The sequence below is a fragment of the Aquisphaera insulae genome, assembly GCF_011064615.1.
Taxonomy (GTDB): Bacteria; Planctomycetota; Planctomycetia; order Isosphaerales; family Isosphaeraceae; genus Aquisphaera; species Aquisphaera insulae.
Genome location: NZ_JAALJH010000011.1, coordinates 35,243 through 53,836, shown reverse-complemented (window position 1 = coordinate 53,836; position 18,594 = coordinate 35,243). Strand labels below are relative to the sequence as shown.

Sequence of the window (18,594 nt, the reverse complement as noted above, 5' to 3'; positions counted from 1 at the left end):
CTCGCTGACAATCTTGCAAGGTCGGCCCGCTCGACGGCGACGGATCCGGCGGCTCAGGTCATCGCGGGATAGTCGACGTAACCCGCCTCGCCGTGGGTGTAGTAGGTCGATGGGTCGGGTGGATTCAAGGGGGCGTCGCCCGCGAATCGGGCCACGAGGTCGGGGTTCGCGAGGAAGGCCTGCCCGAATGCGACCGCGTCGGCCCGGCGCTCTCGGATCGCCTCGACCGCGTCCTCTTTCCGGTATCCACCGTTGGCCACGAGGATGCCGTCGTAGGCCGCGCGGATGTGCGGGGTGACCCGGGGGCCGTCCGGGTTGTAGAGGCGCCCGGGCCGGATCGCCTCGGCCACGTGGAGATACGCCAGGCCGGCGGCGGAGAGGACGCGTGCCACGTGCGTGAAGAGCCCGACCGGGTCGACGTCGGTCATGCCCTTCTCGTTCATCGTGGGGCTGATGCGGACCCCGGTCCGGTCCGGGGCCCAGGCCGCCGTGACGGACCGGACGACCTCGACGAGGAACCGGGCCCGGTTCGCGACGCTGCCGCCATACTCGTCCGATCGCCGGTTCGACGAGCTGCGGAGGAACTGGTCGATCAGGTAGCCGTTGGCGGCGTGGATCTCGACCCCGTCGAATCCCGCGTCGCGCGCCCGCCGCGCGGCCGCGGAGTAGTCGTCCACGATCCCGGCGATGTCCCCGGCCGACAGTTCCCGGGGGACGACGTAGGGCTTCTTGCCGCCCGGCGTGTGGGCCTCGCCCTCGGCCGCGATGGCGCTCGGCGCGACCGGCAGCTCGCCGCCGAGGAAGTCGGGATGGGAGACGCGGCCCATGTGCCAGAGCTGGAGGACGATCCGCCCGCCCGCGCCGTGCACGGCCTCGGTCACCCTTCGCCAGCCGGCGACCTGGGCGTCGTTGTAGATCCCGGCGGTCCCGACCCAGCCGTAGCCCTGCTCGCTGATGGCCGTCGCCTCGGTGATGATCAGCCCGGCCGAGGCCCGCTGCGTGTAGTACTTCGCCATCAGCTCGTTCGGGACCCGGTCCGTCGCCCTCGAACGCGTGAGCGGGGACATGAAGATGCGGTTCGGGGCCTCGATGGCCCCGAGCCGCAAGGGCCGAAACAACTCGTCGCCGACCGCCATGATGATGCTCCCGAAGAAATAAGGTTCTGAGCGAAGACTCGCGTCACCGGCCCCGGGCCGAAAACCGCCGCGGATCGCGGCGGGCCGCCTCGACCTTCGCCTCGCCGGCGCCCTTCTTCACGCCCTCGACGGTCTCGTCGTAGTACTTCGGGCCGGCCTCGACGACCCATTCCGCCAGGGCGAAGGGCCTGGCGAATCCCTCCTCCTGGAGACGCCGCTCCGTCTCGTAGGCGAGCAGGACGCCGCGAGTCACGGCCCGTTCCACCTCGCCGGTCGCGATCGCGGAGCTCCCCTGGTCGCGGATCAGGGGGGCGAAGGCGACCTTCGTCACCCCCAGCCGCGCCGCTTCTCGCAGGGCGGTCCGACCGACGCGTTCCATCCTCTCGCCCGACAGGGTCGACTCGTCGCCCAGGCCGATGAGCAGGAGGCGTTTCGGTCGGATCGTCCCCGCGGGCACGTCGAAGAGGATCGTCTCGAGCTCCTCGCCCCCGAACTCGCCGCGCGATCGGAGGCTGCCGATCAGCCCTCCCAGGTGCTTGTCGAGCTCGACCGGCGCGCCGGACATCCGCGCGTCGGAATCGGGCGTGCGCTTGAAGTAGCAGACCACCTGGAGCGGGACGTCGGCATCGTACGGGCCCTGCATGCGCACGATCAGCGTCGTCTGGCGCGGGCCGTCGATTCTCGTCTCGGCGGGCGGCTTCGCCTCCTGGGCGATGGAAGGGACGGACCATCCGAAGAGGAGGGCGACCGCGAGGAAGGAGCGGGGCATGGGCGTCTCCGAGGATCTGCACTCAGAACTTGAAGGTGAGCCAAACGGTGGCGTAGTCGACGTCCTTCCCGGGGGTGGTTTCCTTGAGAAACTGGCCCGGGAAGATGCGGACGTAGCTGGCCAGGAGCGTCGTGTGCGGATTCAGCGTCCAGACGGCGGTCAACGCCGGGCTCGACCCGATGGTGCGGGCACGGCTGGTCCGACCGCTCGCGATCAGCGAACCGGAGAGCCGGTAGACGCCGTCGTCGAGACTCTCGCGCCAGAAGAACGCCCAGTCGGCGGACAGGGTCAGGCTCTCGCCGGCATGCAGGTCGAGGGTCGGGTGGACGTCGATGATGTTCTGCGGGCCGAACGGTCCGGTGAGGTTGTAGTACGCGCCCGAGGGGAAGAGCGGGTTGAACGTCTGGAGATTGGCGGAGTTCGCGTCTCGGTCGCCGCTGGCGACATCGAATCGGACCCCCAGGGCCGGCCGGAACGGCATGTCAGCGAAGTTGTAGCGTGCCGCGTTGGCCGCGGTCCAGGCGCTGATCTCGCCCGAGCCGAATCGGCCGAATTGATAGACATATTCGAGGTTGTATTCCCAGGGCAGCGGCCGTCCCCAGATCCGCGTCCCGATCGAATGACGTAGCTCGCGCCCCGGGTCGCCGTCGAAGCTCGCCGCGAGGTTCTGGAACCCGAGGTAGTACAGGTCGACGTCCAGCAGCGTCCCGTCGCCGACCGGCCGGACGCCGTAGAGGCCCCAGAACATGACGGCCGGGTTCGGGATGTCGTCGAAGACCCCCGGATTGTTGAGGACCGGCTTGGCCCACCACCCGTCGATCGACCAGGGGCCGAGGTGCCCCAGGGCGCGGGCGCCGTCGAACGACCTCCGCAGGTTGGGCCCCTCGCGGACGTCGATCAGCCGGCCGCTCCCGTACCGGAACTCCTGCCGGCCGAGCCGCCACGTCAGCGACGAGTCCGACGCCTCCGGTCGCCAGATCCAGTCGACGAACCCCTGGTGGGCGTCGAATCGGTTCACGTCGATGTCGGGCCGAGGCCCGCCGATGCGGCCGCTCTCGAAGCCGCTGATCGTCTGGAAGAACACCCGCAACCGGTCGCCCGCGTGCAGGTCGGCGTGGAGCATGTAACGCTGGAGGAAGTACGTATTGAAGCCCTCGGCATTGCCGGGCCCCTCGCCGAACGAGTCGTTGTGGTAGGACTCGAACCACTCGCGGACGTCGCCGCCGAACGTCAGATAGAAGCGATCCCGGCCGAACAGCGGGATGTACTTGAGCGGGTCGAAGAAGTCCGTGCGCCGGGCGGGGTCGGCCAGGAAGCGGAAGTCCTCGTCGTACCGGAGGAGCTTGAACGGGGGGCGGCCTGCCGACGCCTCCGGGACCGTCGCCGTCACGGCCGCCTGGCCGGGGCCGAGGCGCGGGACGCCCGAACCATCGCCGACGGGGCGACTGGCCGACTGGGCGCCGTCGTCGGTCGTCCTCGCGGTCGCGGGCGGATTCGCGGGTTGCTGCGCCCACGCCGGCGTGCCGGACCAGGCCAGGCCGAGCAAACCGGCGAGGGCCAGCCCGTCTCGGCGAGGTCGACGCCGTGCCCGGAGCGCGGCGCGAACCTCCGTCAGAAGGCCCAGCATGCACATCCCCCTCCCCAGAAGGATGCGCCCGCGGGCGAGTTCGAAGAGCGAGGCCGCTCCTGGAGGAGAGACGATGCGCGGGACGTGTGACGGCACCGCGACGAGTGCGAGAGGGCCGTGGGGATGGCTGACGCCCGGTCGCGGTGATATCCGCCGTAGAATCCGACCGGCGACCAGTCCGGCGTGACCGGCGGCGGCGCCGGCCCGAGGGACGCGAACGGCCCGGCTCCGTGGACGATCCGCCCGCCGACCACGGTGAGGAGCGACTCGATGCCCCGGATCTCCGGCTCCGGGACGGCGAAGTAGTCGGCCGAGAGCACCGCCAGGTCCGCGAGCCGACCCGGCGCGATCATCCCCTTCGTCGCCTCCTCGCCCGACATCCAGGCGGACCCGCTCGTGTAGAGGCGCAGGGCCGTGGCGCGGTCGAGTCGGTTCGACTCGGGGTAGAGCGCGAGCCCGCCGACCGTCCGCCCGGTCACCAGCCAGGACAGGGAGACCCAGGGGTTGTAGCTTGCCACGCGGGTCGCGTCCGTGCCGGCCCCGACGGGGATGCCCATCTCGAGCATCCTCGCCACCGGCGGCGTGTGCGAGGCCGCCTCGGCGCCGTAACGGTCGACGAAGTACTCCCCCTGGAACGCCATGCGGTGCTGGACCGCGATCCCCCCGCCGAGCGCCTTGATCCGCTCCAGGCTCCGCTCGGTGACGGTCTCGGCGTGGTCGAAGAACCAGCGCAGGCCCGCCAACGGCACCTCGCGATCGACCGCCTCGAACACGTCCAGGAACCGGGAGATCGACTCGTCGTAGGTGGCGTGGATCCGGAACGGCCAGCGGTGCTCGGCCAGGAGCTTCACCACGCGATGGAGCTCGGCCTCCATGCCCGGGGCGAGGTCGGGCCGGGGCTCGAGGAAGTCCTCGAAGTCGGCGGCCGAGAAGACGAGCATCTCGCCGGCGCCGTTCATCCGGTAGTAGTCGTCGCCGGCCCCCGGCCTGGTCATCCCGACCCACCTCGCGAAGTCGTCGAACTCGCCCTTGGGACGCTGGGTGAACAGGTTGTAGGCGACGCGGACGGTCATCTCGCCGCGGCGGTGCAGGTCCTCGATGATCGCGTAGTCGTCGGGGTAGTTCTGGTAGCCGCCGCCGGCATCGATGACGCTCGTCACGCCGAGCCGGTTCAGCTCGCGCATGAAGTGCCGCGTCGAGTTGAGCTGATACTCGGGCGGGAGCTTCGGCCCCTTGGCGAGGGTCGCATAGAGGATCATCGCGTTCGGGCGGGCGATCAGGGCGCCGGTCGGATTCCCCCGCTTGTCGCGCTGGATCTCGCCGCCGGGCGGGTCGGGCGTGTCCTTCGAGTAGCCGACCGCGCGGAGGGCGGCCGCATTCAGGAGCGCGCGATCGTAGAGGTGGAGGATGAAGACAGGCGTGTCCGGCGCGGCCGCGTTGATCTCGGCGAGGGTCGGCATCCGCCGCTCGGCGAACTGGAACTCGTTCCAGCCGCCGACCACGCGGACCCACTGCGGCGCGGGCGTCCGGAAGGCCTGCTCGCGGAGCATCCGCAGCGCCTCGGCCAGCGACGGGACGCCATCCCACCGCAATTCGAGGTTGAAGTTCAGCCCGCCCCGAATCAGGTGGAGGTGCGAGTCGTTGAGGCCGGGGATCGCCCGCCGGCCGCCGAGGTCGACGACCTTCGTCGCCGGGCCACGCGCCGTCATCACCCCGGCCTCGTCGCCCACGACCAGGAACTTGCCGTCGCGGATCGCGAGGGCATGGGCATCGGGGTTCGACGGGTCGAGCGTCGCGATCGCCGCGTTGTGCAGGATCAGGTCGGCATCGGTCGGGGCCATCAGTCCTCCTCGATCGGTGAGAGATGGAGCCAGCCGCGGAACCATCGCGAAAGGGCCGGCATCACGATCCAGGTCAGGGCCGCGACGACGACGGCGTTGAGCCCGAGCAGGCTCGCCCACCACGGCCATCCGTCCATCCACGGGCGGACGACGGCGTTGAGCGTGCCGACCGTCAGGCAGACGCCAACCCAGGTCACGACCGCCATCTTCCAGCGTGGGGGCGGCACGAACGCGGGCTCGCCGGGCAATCGGAACCAGGTCTCCAGGCCGGTGACCTCCTCGATCGCGGGATCGTCGGCCAGGAGCGGCCGGACCTGGCGGATCCAGGATTCATAGGGCCCCCACCGCTGAAACTCCCGCCACGCCCGCTCCGAGGCGAAGCTGAGGATGACGACGTATTCCCGGCCCCCGGCCGGGGGCGGGACGACATGGACGCCGAGATGGCCGGGGAACGTCACCGAGACGGGCGAGAATGCCCGGACGGCGGCCTCGAATTGGGATCGGCGGTCCGCGCGGACCACTCGCCGGATGATGATGCTGAGGGCACCGCCGGGGCCAGCGGGGGCGGCCTCGGGGATGACCTTCCGATCCTGAACGTCGCTGCTCACTTGCCGGCCCCATACCGGACGTCGAGCGGCGGCTGCTTGTGGACCATCGTATAGGCGTACTCGACGCCCTGTCCATACGCGCCGGAGTGTTCCAGCACGATCCGCATCACCGCGTCGTAGGTCTCGCGGCGTGCCCAGTCCCGCTGGAACTCCAGGAGCACCTGCTGCCAGGTGACCGGGACGGCGCCAGCCTGGATGATCCGCTGCATGGCGCAGCGGTGGGCCGCCTCGCTGGTGCCGCCGCTGGCGTCCTCGACCGCGTAGACCTCGTACCCCGCCTCCATGGCCTGGATCGCCGGGAACGCCAGGCAGACCTCGGTCCAGAGCGCCGCGATCACGAGCTTCTTCCGCCCCAACCGCTCCACCTCGGCGACGAACGGCCTGTCCTCCCAGGCGTTCATCGAGGTCCGTTCCAGGGGCTTGCGGCCGGGGAAGAGGCCGGTGAGCTGCGGCCACATCGCGCCGCTGAATCGCTCGGTCTCGACGGTGGTCAGGATGACCGGGACGCCGAAGACCTTGGCCGCCTTGGCCAGGCCGATCGTGTTGTTGAAAAGGGCCTGGCGATCGATGCTCGCCACCCCGAACGTCATCTGCGGCTGATGGTCGATGAAGACGACCGTGCAGTTCTCCGGCGTGAGCAGGCTGTGGATCGGATTCGACAAGATAAGGCTCCTGGGCTGGGGTGCTGCGGACCGTCCTCTCGTCCTGCTAAGCGTGGCCGGGGTTCACGCCGTCGGGTACAATGCCAGCCATCGACACAAGTTGCTTCCGGTACTCGCCATGGAACATGACCCGACCACCCTCGTCGTCCAGCGCTATCTCGACGAGCTCGCCCGCGGCGAGCCCTCCGAGCCGGTCGTGCGGGCGCTCCTGGAGCGGTCGGCCTGCCGCCTGCGGCGGCTCTGCGTCCTGTTCCTGGCCAGGAGCTATCCCCGGCTCATGAAGCCGCCGATGAGCCTGGAGGCCGAGGACCTCCTCGGCGCCGTGGCCGAGCGGCTGATGAAGGCGCTGCGGGAGGCCCGGCCGACGAGCGTGCGGCAGTACTTCTCCCTGGCCGGGCAGCACATGCGTTGGGAGCTGAATGACCTGGCCCGACGCTTGGATGAGCAGCCGTCGGTGATCGAGCTGCGTGACGACCTCGCCCTCGCCGCCGCATCGAGCGACACGGGTCTCTCCGGGGACGGGCGGCGGATGCTCGCGGCGATCGAGGGCCTCCCCGAGGAGGAGCGCGAGGCGTTCGACCTGATCCGCATCCAGGGGATGACGACCGGGGAGGCCGCCGAGGTGCTGGGGACGTCGGAATCCACGGTCAAGCGGCGGCTGCGGAGGGGGCTCGACGGCCTGGCGGAGGCGCTGGACGACCTGCGGCCACGCGGCGAGGCGCCCGGCGGACGTCGACGGGCGTCCGGGCCGTGAGCTCGAGACCAAGAGGGTGATGCGGTGGCGACCGACTTGCGAGTCAGCGAGCTGCTCGAGGAACTGCACGACACGGGCCGGACGCCGGAGGAGGTCTGCAGCGATTTCCCCGAGCTGCTCCCCGAGGTCCGCGACCGCTGGCGCCGCGTCCGCCGCCTGGAGGCCGAGCTCGACTCGTGGTTCCCGCCCGAGCGCGAGTCCCCGTCGCGCGAAGCATCGACCGCCGAAGGGCCCCCTGACCTGCCGGCCGTCGCGGGATACGAGCTGGAGGCGCTCCTCGGCCGGGGCGGGATGGGCGTGGTCTTCCGGGCCCGTCACGTCCGACTGAACCGCCCGGTCGCGATCAAGATGGCCATCGCGGGAGCCTATGCGTCCCCGCGGGAACGCGACCGGTTCCAGCGGGAGGCCGAGGCCGTGGCCGCCCTCCGCCACCCGCACGTGGTCCAGATCTACGACGTGGGCGACGCCGAGGGCCGGCCCTACTACGCGATGGAGTTCGTCGCGGGCGGGAGCCTCGCCGCACGGGAAAAGCCGACCGGCCCGCGGGAGGCGGCCGCCCTCGTCCTGACGCTGGCCGGTGCCATGCAGGCCGCCCACGCCGCGGGCATCATCCATCGCGACCTGAAGCCCGCGAACATCCTGCTCGAGACGGACGGCACGCCGAAGGTCGGCGACTTCGGCCTCTCCTGCCGGATCGACGACGCCTCCGGGCTGACGCTGAACGGCGCCGTGATCGGCACGCCCAACTACATGGCCCCGGAACAGGCCGCCGGCGATCCGGATGGCGTCGGGCCGGCCGTCGACATCTACGCCCTGGGCGGGATCCTCTACGAGCTGCTCACGGGCCAGCCCCCCTTCCGGGGGAAGACGCCCGCCGAGACGATCCGGCAGGTCGTCGCCCAGGATCCCGCCCCGCCCACGTCGCTCAACCCGAAGGTCCCTCGCGACCTCGAGATCATCTGCCTCAAGTGCCTGAGCAAGGATCCGGCGCTTCGCTATGCCTCGGCCGAGCGGCTCGGGGCCGATCTCCGCCGCTTCCTGGACGGCGAGGCCATCGAGGCCAAGGCCGAGGGACGGGCCGCCCGCGTCTGGCGACGAGTCCGACGCAGCCCGGGATGGTACGCGATGTTCGGGGGCGTCCTCCTGCTCGCCGGTGCCCTGGCCGGGGCCGGCCTTTGGATCGTCGTGGACCGGGCCGAAGCGGCCCGCCGGGCCGCGGTCGAGGTGGCCGACGACGAACACGCCGCGAGGGACGACCTCCGCGAGATGGCCCGGGCGATGGAGCGGGCGGGCTGGGCCGAGGCGAGGGCGGCGTTCGGGCGGGCCGAGGGACGCCTCTCCGGGCGCGGGACGGGGGAGATCCACGCGGCCGTCGAGCGGGCCCGTCGCGACCTCGAGCTGGTCGCCCGACTCGACGCGGTCCGCATGAACCGGGCCCGATCGATCGGCGGGTCGTTCGACGACGCGGGCGCGGACGAGGCCTACGCGCGGGAGTTTCGCCGCTTCGGCTTCGGCGGGCCCGAGGAGGCCCCCGAAGTCGTCGCGGCCCGGGTCGCGCGCTCGGACGCCCGGTACGCCGTTCTGGACGCCCTCGACGACTGGCCTGTATCCAGGGCTGATGCCGGCCGCAAGGCGTGGGCGTTGCACGTCGCCAGGCTCGTCGTCGGGCAGGACGCCGGCTGGATCGGCGACGCCCGCGACCCGGAGCTGCGGAGGGGGCGAGGCTCGCTCGAGCGGCTGGTTGCAACGGCGCCCGTCGCCGACCAGCCCGTCCCGCTGCTCCTGGCGATCGCCGGGGACCTTCGAGCCGCGGGCGGCGACTCCCTGGACTTCCTCGAGAAGATCCAGCGAGCCCGGCCCGGCGACTTCTGGGCGAACCTGGCGCTGGGGTCGGCGCTCAACCGTGCCGGCAGGCATGCGGAAGCCATCCGCTATCACCAGTCAGCCCTGTCGCTCCGGCCCGACACGGCCGTGAGCTGCAACAACCTCGGGAGCAGCCTGACCGCCTGCGGCCGCCCGGGCGAGGCGATCGAGTATTTCCGGGCCTCGCTCCGGATCGACCCGACCGCCGCCATCCCGATTTACAACCTGGCCTACAACCTGCGTCACACCGGTCGACTCGACGAGTCCATCGCGCTGCTCCGCTCGGCCGCGGAGCGCGACCCCGACAGTGCGTTGCTCCATGCCGGCTTCGGCGACTCACTCGCCGCGGCGTCGCGGGCCGAGGAGGCGATGGGCGAATACCGCCGGGCCATCGAGCTCGATCCGAGGCTCCTGATCGCCCAGCCGACCCTGAGGACGACGTTCCTGCGGCTCTTGCCCCCGGAAGAAGCGCGGGCGACCTGGCGAAAGGCGATCGACGCGGCCCCCGACACGATCCTGGCTCGCGACGGCTACGCCGAGTTCTGCCTGTTCCTCGGGCATGAAGGCGACTACCGCGAGGAGCGGAACGCCCTCCTCGAGCGCTTCGGGAGGGTCGACGAACCCCAGGCGGCCGAGCGCATCGGCCGCGCCTGCCTCCTGCTCCCGCTCCCGCCCGCGGAGGCCGAGAGGGCGGTCGCGTTGATCGAGCGGGCCCTGGCCGGCCGCCCCTCGCCCCCGCCGGTTTGGACCCGGCCCTATTTCCTTTTGGCCAGGGCGCTGGGCGAATATCGTCGCGGCCGTTTCTCGGAGGCGGTCCCGCTGCTCGACGGCGAGGCCGCGACCGTGCTGGGGCCCTGCCCGCTTCTGATCAAGGCCATGGCGCAGAAACGCCTGGGGCAAGACGACGCGGCGCTCCGATCCCTCACGGCCGCGGTCCGAGGCCACGACTGGGATCTGGCCCGGGCCGACAACCGCGAAGCCTGGATCTATCACATCCTGAGGCGGGAGGCGGAAGCCACAATTCGGGGGCACGGCTCGGGCGGGGACGGGCTCGATCGGAAGGGGGACGCGGCCCAGCCCTGACGCCTGTTCGACCATCCGCCTGCCGGTCGACAGGGCCACGTACCGAGAGATCGTCGATGATCCGTCGCGGTGACGCGCCCGGCTCGACGCGGCCCACCGCGACGGCCATCCGGCAGGATCAGCCGACCTTCTCGGTTTCCATCTCCTTGAGCAGTTCGTTGACGGCCTTCTCCAGCGTCTCGTCCCGCACATCGATGTAGCGGATCACCCCCTTCGGGTCGAGGACATAGATCGTCGGGTAGTGATTGACGTTCCACGCCTCGAAGAACTTGGCCTTCGGGCCGCCGGGGAACCAGTGGGTCCAGGGCATCTTCTCCTTGGCGAGGAAGTCCGCCAGCGTCTTCAGTTCGTCATCGGCGCTGATGCTCACGAGTTCGAATGGCTTCCCCTTGAGCCGACCGACCATCTCTCGCTCGTGGGGGATCATCGCCCTGCAAGGGCCGCACCAGGTCGCCCAGATATCGAGCACGACGACCTTCCCCTTCAGGTCGCTCAGCCTCACGGTCTTACCGTCGAGGTCCTTCATCACGACCTCCGGGGCCGAGACTCCCACGACGAGTTCCGTGTAGAACTCCGGGTATTGCTCCCGCAGGGTCTTCTTCAGCGCCTCCACCTTCGGCCCCTCGCGGAGGGCGAGCTTGTAATACTGTTGCGGGGCTCGATTCTTGGAGATGCTCTGCTCCCAGCCCGCCTTCACCTTGGGGTCCTTCAATCGATCGAGGAACTTGGCGAAGGACTCGCACATGCCGAGCTTACGCTTGAGCGCGTGGGCTCGAACGGCGCGGTCGGGGTGGCTCGCGGCGATCTCGTCGACGACCTCCCACGACAGGTCATCGTGCCGGATGACCAGCAACCCGATGAAGTCCTTGATGGCTGGCTTGGTGAGATAGTACTTCCGCAGGAGCTTCACCGCCTCGGCTCCCGACGGGTTGGGCCCGTCATCATCGAAGCTCGTCTTGATGGCAAGTCGGAGGGCCGGCAGTGCGTCGGGGCCTTCGGGATCCTTCCGGGCGATCGCCAGGAATCTCGGCGAGAAGCCGGTACTCGGCGCGGCCCTGTCGAACTTGAAGGCCTTGACGGCGGAGCCTCCCTTCTTCCGCGCCGCCTCCAGGCTGGCCTCGTATGCGTCGCTGTAGGCCTTCGTCGCGGCCTCATATTCCCGAACGAGCGCCGCGAGACTGTCGTCGGCGGGCTTCGGCACCGGGTCGTCGGCGGCCCGAGCGAAGGTGGAAGACGCGACGACCAAGGCGAAGCGAAAGACAATCGATCTCATGCGGGCTCTCCTGAAGATGACCGTGACGTCGACTCGATCCGGGCACGGAATCGGGGGCGGAGTCGGCAAGGCCCCGGGCATCCCCCCGCCACGGGCCTCGCCCCGTTCGAGCGTGGCGCGGGCCCTCGGTCAGTACTGGTCGGCGCTAATCACCTCGCCCTGATTGATGGTGGCGAGGGCCTGCCAGACGCCCGGCCTGGCGAGGGGCGTATAGCTGAAGGTGCTCACGGTGACCCCCAGGTTAGGATTGAAGACCGACGACACGGTGTACCAGGCCTTGTTGACCCCCAGGTTGCCGCCGCCCCGATCCACCAGCGGCCAACTGTTGATCGAATCCTTGATGAAGCGGACCGATCCGTCGGCCATCGCCAGGTTGAGTCCGCCGGGATGGAGGCTTGATGGGAGAATGTTGCTGTAGAGGCCGGCGTAGATCGACTTGCCGTCGAAATACCGACCGGGGTTCGGGGCGAACTGGGAACTGTAGGTATCACCGGCCCCGGTCGCGTTCCAGAAGGAGCGGTAGGCGGCGATCAGGGCCGAGTTCTTCAGGGACCCCCGCCCTCCCGAAGGGTCGACCCACCTCCCCGAACTTACCTCGGAGAAGAGCGATGTGTTGCTGGTACCGTCGGTGATCATCGGGATCGTGACCTTCTGCATCGACGTGTTACTGAACATCCCGCGGACGCCGAGGCCGCCGTTGAACGGGCCGCCCGAGCCTCGGTAGCTCATGCCGTACTGGTACCAGGTTCCCGGCGGCAGGACGAAACCATGGCTCTCCCCCAGGGAACCCATACCCAGCGGATCCGGTGCCGACAGATTGATGGGTTGCTGCTCGTCGGGGTCACTCGGGCAGAAGAGGGTGGAGACGAGGACCCCTGAGATCGTGATGTTATTCGGGTCGCTGGCGTAGAGGGCCTGGTTGAACGCGTTGTACAGCGCAGTCTGCTCGAAGTATGGCAGCATACGGACGAACATGGTCTCGCTCGCGGCGCCGTTTACCATGTAGTCGGGCGCGATCGCGACCTGGCCGTCGAATGGATAGCAGCCGTTGGCGTTCTCATAGTTCACCGCGGCGAGGGCCAGTTGCTTGAGGTTGTTGCTGCACTGAAGGCGCCGGGCGGCCTCCCGGGCCGACTGCACCGCGGGTAAGAGCAGGGCGATCAAGACGGCGATGATGGCGATGACCACCAGCAATTCAATGAGCGTGAAACCGCGCGGACGACGCAGGGGGGAAGACGCGGATGGCATGGGATGAAACTCCTCGGGGCCCGAGATGAGCGGATGGATGTCGTAAAGATGCGGGAGGGTGGAGGAGAGTGAGGACCACCTTCGGAGACGGTCGGAGCCTGGGCTCGGCTGGGGGGGCATGTCGTGCGGGATGACGGCTCTGGACGGGCTACTTCTTGCGTGACAGGCCGGACTTCCTCTCGACCTTCGTCGAAGGGGCGGGTTCGTCGTCCGGATTGAGAATGGCGTCTCGGAACAAGCGTCTGGACTCCACGCCATTCCTGGCCTTGCCTACTTTGGCCTCGACCGCCTGCCTGTTGGCCGCGACCTCCGATTCGGAGAGGGACTCCGAGTTGCCACATCCGGCGGTCATCGACGAGACGGCAGCGAGGAACGCGCAGGCCGCGAGATTCGGGGGCGTCCGGACCGATGATCCTCTCACCTGCAAGCTCTCCTTCGCGGTTCGGGTGTCGGTTACTCTCGACGCTCTATTCAGAAGTCCGTGCGTTCCAGGCTGATGCGGAGCCGGCTCAGGGCGCGGAAATAGCGTGCCCGGACGCCGGACTCGGCGAGCCCGAGGGCGTCGGCGATCTCGCTGGTGTCCAGATGCTCGAAATGTCGCATCAACAACACCTCGCGGTCACGGGCCGGCAGGGACTCGATCGCGCCCCTGAGCCGCTCGCGAATCTCCTGGTGCGCCAGGTTGTTGCTCGGGCTGGTCTCGGGGGAGACGAGCTGGGGGACGATCGCCACGCTCGACTCCTCCGCTCGCGCCAGGCTGGGCCCTCGACTCTCCCGGGAAACGCTCCGCCGCTGGGCATAGAGATGCTGGCGATGTGCATACGTGACCCGTTCGTTTGCGATGCCGCGGATCCAGCCAAGGAACGGCAGCGGGCGTTCCTCGAGATACTCGTCGAGGCGGCCCGCGGCCACGGCGAGCGTTTCCTGGACGACGTCCGAGGCATCGACCCGCGGCGACAGGCGACGGTCGAGCCGCGCGGCCACCATGCGGCAAAGGTGGTCGCGATAGCGTTCGAGCAGGGCTTGCCTCGCCGCGGCGTCTCCCTCCCCCGCCTGCTCGACCAGCTCCCTCGTGACCCGTGACGCGTCGCTCATGCCTTGAAGCTCTCCGGTGTCTCTAAGCTAATCTGGTAAAACCCGCGAGAATCGCTGCAAGAATTTTCGATAAAATCGCAAGTTGTTCAATACTAATGACTTACAACCACGCAGCAGGCAAGCTCTCGGTGGGCTCGACGAGCGGGGGGCGTGGGCCCAATAGCTCGAGCATTGGGCTTTGCCGGCTCCGCCGGAATGTGGTTCTCGATCCTTGGCGCCAGGCTCCCCGGGGGATGGTGCCCCGGCGCCCGCTGGATGGCCGCCTCCTCGGCTCGCGGGCTCATCGGGCGGGGGGCGTAGCACGAGCCTTGAGTAGCGCGTCGAGTTCCCCGGCCGTTTCAAGTGTCTCCGGGTAGGTCGGCCCGAGGACACGTCGCCGGGCCTCGAGACAATCGCGGAGCATCTTCTCCGCCTCGTCGTGCTTGCCCTGCCCGCGGAGGGCCTTGCCGAGGATGAACATATCCAGGAGGACGTACGGATGATCGGGACCCAGCACTCGCCGGCGGGCGTCGAGGCAGGGCCGCAGGAGCGCCTCGGCATCGTTGAATCGACCCAGCAGCACGAGGACATCGCCCAGGTTGTGCTGGGCCGTCAGGGTATCGGGGTGTTCGTCGCCCGCGGTCGACCGCCGGAGCTCGAGGCACTGGCGGAAGATCTGCTCGGCGTCGCGGAACTTGGCCTGCGACTTCAGCACACACCCGACGTTGTTCAGCGACCGCAACGTCTCCTGATGCCTGGGCCCCAGCAGCTCTCGTCGGGTGTCGAGGACGCGTCGGTTGATGGCCTCGGCTTCCGGATAGCGGCTGCGTACCTGCTCGACGTTGGCCAGGAAGGTCAACGCCTTCAACGTGAGCTTGTGGCGCGGTCCGAGCAGCCGTTCGATTTCACCCGCGGCTCGGCGAGCGGTCGGCTCCGCCTCGTCGAGCCGGTCGAGGTGGGTGAGGCAGTCGCCCAGATTCGCGAGCGCTTCGAACCCGTCGGCCCCCGGTCCGCCGGGACGCGCGGCCAGGAGTGCCCACGCCGCGCGGTACTGCGCCTCGCTCTTGCCGTATCGGCCCAGGCCGTGCTCCGCTTCTCCGATCGCCATCCGGATCGACGCCTCGATCTCGGGCTGGTCCGTGAACGAGGCGCCAACCTTGGCCTCGGCCCGGTCGAGGGCCTCGATCAGCGTGATTCGCGTGGCGGCCGAGTTGTTCGAGGGGTTGGCCTGGCCTAGGAGCTCATCGATCAGGAAGCGGTTGACGGCCTCGGCCCTGGCCCGCTGCAATTCCTTCAGATCGCGTTCCCGAGCGGTTTCCTCATGAGACATGAGCAGCAGTTCGCCCCGGCGCTCGGACTCGCGCTGCTGGTGCACCGCCTCTCGCCAGTTCCAGGTTATGCCGGCGACCCCGGCCGACAGCACGAGCACCAGTGCCGCGGCAAGGCTCGCCAGCGCGGGCTTGCGCCGGCACCAACGCCACGCCCGCACCGCCGGGCCGACCGGCCTCGCTGCGATCGGCCGGCCGTCGAGATAACGCGTCAGGTCGTCGACCAGATGCCGCGCCGTCTCGTACCGGTTCGCGGGCTCCTTCGACATCGATTTGGCGACGATCGTCGCCAGGTCGCGCGAGACGGCCGGATTGAGCCGTCGCACCGGCGGGGGCTCCTCCTCGGCGATCCGGCGCAGGATCTCCTGCTTGTCCGTGCCCGGCACCGCCGGGCCCAGCGTCAGCAGTTCATACAGCGTGGCTCCGAGCGCGTAGATGTCGGTGCGGCGATCGACGAGGGCCCGCTTGCCGAGCGCCTGCTCCGGCGCCATGTAGCGCAGCGTGCCGGGGATGTCGCCGGTGAGCGTCAGGCCCGCATCGCCCTGCACATCGGCCATGCCGAAGTCGGCGATCCAGACGTCCCCCTTCATGTCGAGCAGCAAGTTGGCGGGCTTGACGTCGCGGTGTATGATCCCCTCGTCGTGGGCATAACCCAGCGCCTCGGCGGCCTGGATCCCGAGGCGGACGATCGTTTGGATGTAGGCCCGATCGCAGACCGAGCGGGGGTCGGCAGGCCCTGGACCTCGCGCGGTGTGTCCGGATTCATCGGATTCACGGCGGGGGTCGAAGTATCCCGTGAGGAGCCCGAGGGCAAGGGTGCCGGAAGGCGAAGGCTTGCCGGAAGCGGGCCACGCAGGCTCGTCACGAGAAGGCTCGGAGGGGCACCCGCCGCCTCTCCGCGACGAGGAATCCCGGGGGCTCGAAGGCGGAGCCATGCTCACCGATGGGACCTCCGTCAATCCCCGCAGCTCGATGATCAAATGCGCGAGGCTCTCCCCGTCGACATACTGCATCGCGTAATAGGGCGTCTCGCCCACCGCGCCGACCGCGTGGATGGGCACGATGTTCGGATGCTGCAACAGCCCCGCGACGTGTGCCTCGAGCTGGAATCGCTGCACGGCTCGCGGGTCGAGCGCCGCGGCCGGTGCGATCACCTTCAGTGCCACGCGACGGCCAAGCGGGACCTGCTCGGCCTCGTAGACAACCCCCATCCCGCCTCGGCCGATCTCGCGGACGATTCGGAAGTCGCCGAAGACTTTCCGACCTTCGGCGTCGCGGCCCCCCGCCGGCAGGACGGGCCCGGCCCCCCTGTGGTCACGCCCCAATGCCGCAACTCCGTACAGCGTGGGTAGCAGGACGCGGATCTCCTCAGACCATCGGGGGTACTCGATCGCCACCTGTTCGGCGTCGATCGCCTCGCCCGCGTCGATCCTCCTCGCCAGTTCGTCGAAGAGCAGCAGCAGGGCCGGATCGAGATCGTTCCCTCCCACGGCCGAGCCGTCCGCGGAACGAATGCGAGGCATGGACTCATCGGCGACCGCTCGGGTCGCGGACACGCGAGCCTCGCCCTCCTCGGATTCCCGAGGCGGCGAGACGCTGGGTAGGCCGAGCCCTTCCGGATTGAACATCGCTCGTGTCTCTCGGCGTGCTGATCAGTGATGCTTCATGTGGATGATAGGGATCGAACGGTCGGATCCGAGACACGAAGAGGCCCGCGATGGCCATCGGCAAAGCCGCGCCGAAAACCCCGGCGTTCGGCTCCTGATGCCTGCGATTGTAACCTCGCGCGAGCCGAATCGGCCAGGGCTCGCATCATGAACATAAGGCCAGAACACCTCCCAGGAGGTTGTCCAGGATGGGCAGCGAGAGTCGGAGATAGGACCGCAGAAACGGACGGAGACGAAATCTGCGGCGATCCGTCCAGTGCTCCTGGACGGCGGCAATCGCCCGGACCTGCTCGATGGACTCCCCTCGAGGCTGATGCCATCAAGGGTCGACACGACCCCTGGTCGACGGGCTGCGGCCGTTCGGCGTCGGGACTGCGATGGTACGCCGGGGCGAAGCTCGCGGGCGTTGCCGTTGATGCCCGACGAGGAGGGACAGCCTGGGACCCGGGTGGGTCGCCCCGCCGCCACCGGAAGCGGGCCACACGCCCCCACTCCATGAACATTGACCATCTGATAAAATATCCATGTCGATCACGCTGGAGCTTCGCGGTCTGTCCGGGGATGACCGGCCGGCACCCAGGGCGGGCAACTCGACACGCGTTCCCTGTTCGGCTGCACCAGGGGCCCATCCACGGCCGATAGACTGGAACAGATGTCGTTCGGAAAAATGACGGGAATCGAGTTGCCCCGGGGCCCGGAGGCGCGAATGACCCACGAAGAAGATGCCTCGAAAGTCGCTCGTTTCCGGGCCGCGCTGGGGCGGTTCCTCGAACGGGTCGCGGAGGATCGGTACGTCCTCGCCGTCGTTATGGTCCGGAGCCTGTCGGCCGAGACGATCTGGGCGCGGGAACGGCTCGGATTGTGGATCATCGAGGCCGACGGCGTCAGCCGGCGGCTCCCGAGCGACGGCGAGGACCCGCGGATCTTCCGGATCCTCGTCGAGGACGGCATCAACATCCACGCCGAGGTGATCCCCCGGACCCGCTTCAAGCAGATGGTCGAGGGGATGTCGCGGACCGCCTTCTCGTGCAACTTCTTCGCGCATCGCGAGATCGTCCACAGCAAGGATCCCTCGATCGAGGGCTGGTTCGAGAAGGCGAACCAGGTCGCGATCAAGGACCGGGAACGCGAGCTGCTGGTCTTCTCGACCTGGACCATCGACGAGCTTCGCCACGCCCGCAAGCGGCTGGAGCTGAAGGGGGATCTCGAGCTGGCGGCCCAGGGGATCCTCTCGGCCGCGCACAGCGTCGCCCACACGGAGATCATCCGGCGAGGCGAGATCTGCGAGCAGGACGTCATCTATCGGGCCATGGAAGGCGACCCCGAGCTGTTCCGGCCGATCTACCTCGACGTGCTCGCGAAGCGGAAGAATCGGCGCGTGCTCGCCGCGGCGCTGGACGCGATCGAGGGGTATCTCGAGGCGCATCATCGCGAGCACATGAAGCCGCTCCTGGCGTTCCTCAAGAAGCAGAACCGGGTCGTGCCGCTGTCGGAGATGAGCGACCACTTCGCCTTCACCCAGATGCACCCGGGGCACCTGGAGGCGGCCTGCGAATGGCTCGAGCGGAAAGGGTTGTTGCAGAAGGTCTCCGCCCCGTTCAAGCTGACCAAACGGAGCCTGGGACGGGTGGAAGAGCCGGCCTACATCCTTGAGGCCTAGC

The 18,594-nt window shown here is 69.0% G+C and carries 13 protein-coding genes; 3 read left to right on the top strand and 10 right to left on the bottom strand.

Annotated elements, in window-relative coordinates; genetic code table 11:
* Positions 1–53: 53 nt before the first annotated feature.
* Genes G6O54_RS09010 through G6O54_RS08985 form a run of 6 tightly spaced genes read right to left on the bottom strand, consistent with a single transcriptional unit; the run spans position 54 to position 6,643 of the window.
* Positions 54–1,136 (bottom strand): alkene reductase, encoded by a 1,083-nt coding sequence (locus G6O54_RS09010; protein ID WP_165223499.1) that lies wholly within the window; start codon positions 1,134–1,136, stop codon positions 54–56.
* A 43-nt stretch (positions 1,137–1,179) separates the two neighbouring features.
* Positions 1,180–1,905, bottom strand: a complete 726-nt coding sequence (locus tag G6O54_RS09005) for a M17 family peptidase N-terminal domain-containing protein (RefSeq protein WP_165223496.1) — start codon at positions 1,903–1,905, stop codon at positions 1,180–1,182.
* A gap of 22 nt (positions 1,906–1,927) precedes the next feature.
* Positions 1,928–3,532 carry an alginate export family protein gene (locus G6O54_RS09000; protein ID WP_250846785.1) on the bottom strand — a complete coding sequence of 535 codons (1,605 nt, stop codon included), beginning with the start codon at positions 3,530–3,532 and terminating at the stop codon, positions 1,928–1,930.
* Positions 3,517–5,373: an amidohydrolase gene (locus G6O54_RS08995; RefSeq protein WP_165223493.1), complete on the bottom strand. Its 1,857-nt coding sequence runs from the start codon at positions 5,371–5,373 to the stop codon at positions 3,517–3,519. Before G6O54_RS08995 ends, G6O54_RS09000 begins: the two co-directional genes overlap by 16 nt.
* Positions 5,373–5,981 (bottom strand): antibiotic biosynthesis monooxygenase, encoded by a 609-nt coding sequence (locus G6O54_RS08990; RefSeq protein WP_250846784.1) that lies wholly within the window; start codon positions 5,979–5,981, stop codon positions 5,373–5,375. The genes G6O54_RS08995 and G6O54_RS08990 overlap by 1 nt, the downstream gene beginning before the upstream one ends.
* The gene (locus G6O54_RS08985; RefSeq protein WP_165223490.1) at positions 5,978–6,643 is read right to left on the bottom strand and encodes a hydrolase; all 666 of its coding nucleotides are present in this window, start codon (positions 6,641–6,643) and stop codon (positions 5,978–5,980) included. The genes G6O54_RS08990 and G6O54_RS08985 overlap by 4 nt, the downstream gene beginning before the upstream one ends.
* Before the next feature lie 118 nt (positions 6,644–6,761).
* On the opposite strand from G6O54_RS08985, the gene G6O54_RS08980 reads away from it, so the two are divergent.
* Both G6O54_RS08980 and G6O54_RS08975 read left to right on the top strand, forming a co-directional pair.
* On the top strand, positions 6,762–7,397 hold the full coding sequence (locus G6O54_RS08980) for a sigma-70 family RNA polymerase sigma factor (RefSeq protein WP_165223487.1): 636 nt from the start codon (positions 6,762–6,764) through the stop codon (positions 7,395–7,397).
* A 24-nt stretch (positions 7,398–7,421) separates the two neighbouring features.
* Positions 7,422–10,343 carry a protein kinase domain-containing protein gene (locus G6O54_RS08975; protein WP_165223484.1) on the top strand — a complete coding sequence of 974 codons (2,922 nt, stop codon included), beginning with the start codon at positions 7,422–7,424 and terminating at the stop codon, positions 10,341–10,343.
* A gap of 118 nt (positions 10,344–10,461) precedes the next feature.
* Here G6O54_RS08975 and G6O54_RS08970 read toward each other — a convergent pair whose 3' ends face one another.
* The 4 genes from G6O54_RS08970 to G6O54_RS08955 all read right to left on the bottom strand — a co-directional run bounded on the left by G6O54_RS08970 (position 10,462) and on the right by G6O54_RS08955 (position 16,789).
* The gene (locus G6O54_RS08970) at positions 10,462–11,616 is read right to left on the bottom strand and encodes a TlpA family protein disulfide reductase (protein WP_165223481.1); all 1,155 of its coding nucleotides are present in this window, start codon (positions 11,614–11,616) and stop codon (positions 10,462–10,464) included.
* Between the two features lie 129 nt (positions 11,617–11,745).
* A complete protein-coding gene (locus tag G6O54_RS08965; RefSeq protein ID WP_165223729.1) occupies positions 11,746–12,864 on the bottom strand; it encodes a DUF1559 domain-containing protein in 1,119 nt (372 codons plus the stop codon).
* 471 nt (positions 12,865–13,335) lie between these two features.
* Positions 13,336–13,959, bottom strand: coding sequence for a sigma-70 family RNA polymerase sigma factor (locus G6O54_RS08960; RefSeq protein WP_165223478.1), 624 nt, complete (start codon positions 13,957–13,959; stop codon positions 13,336–13,338).
* Positions 13,960–14,239: 280 nt separating this feature from the next.
* Entirely contained in the window at positions 14,240–16,789 is a 2,550-nt protein-coding gene (locus G6O54_RS08955; protein ID WP_205678715.1) for a serine/threonine-protein kinase, read from the bottom strand.
* Between the two features lie 850 nt (positions 16,790–17,639).
* Here G6O54_RS08955 and G6O54_RS08950 point away from each other — a divergent pair.
* Complete coding sequence (locus G6O54_RS08950; protein WP_165223455.1) at positions 17,640–18,593, top strand: hypothetical protein; 954 nt, start codon at positions 17,640–17,642, stop codon at positions 18,591–18,593.
* The last annotated feature ends 1 nt before the right edge of the window (position 18,594 follow it).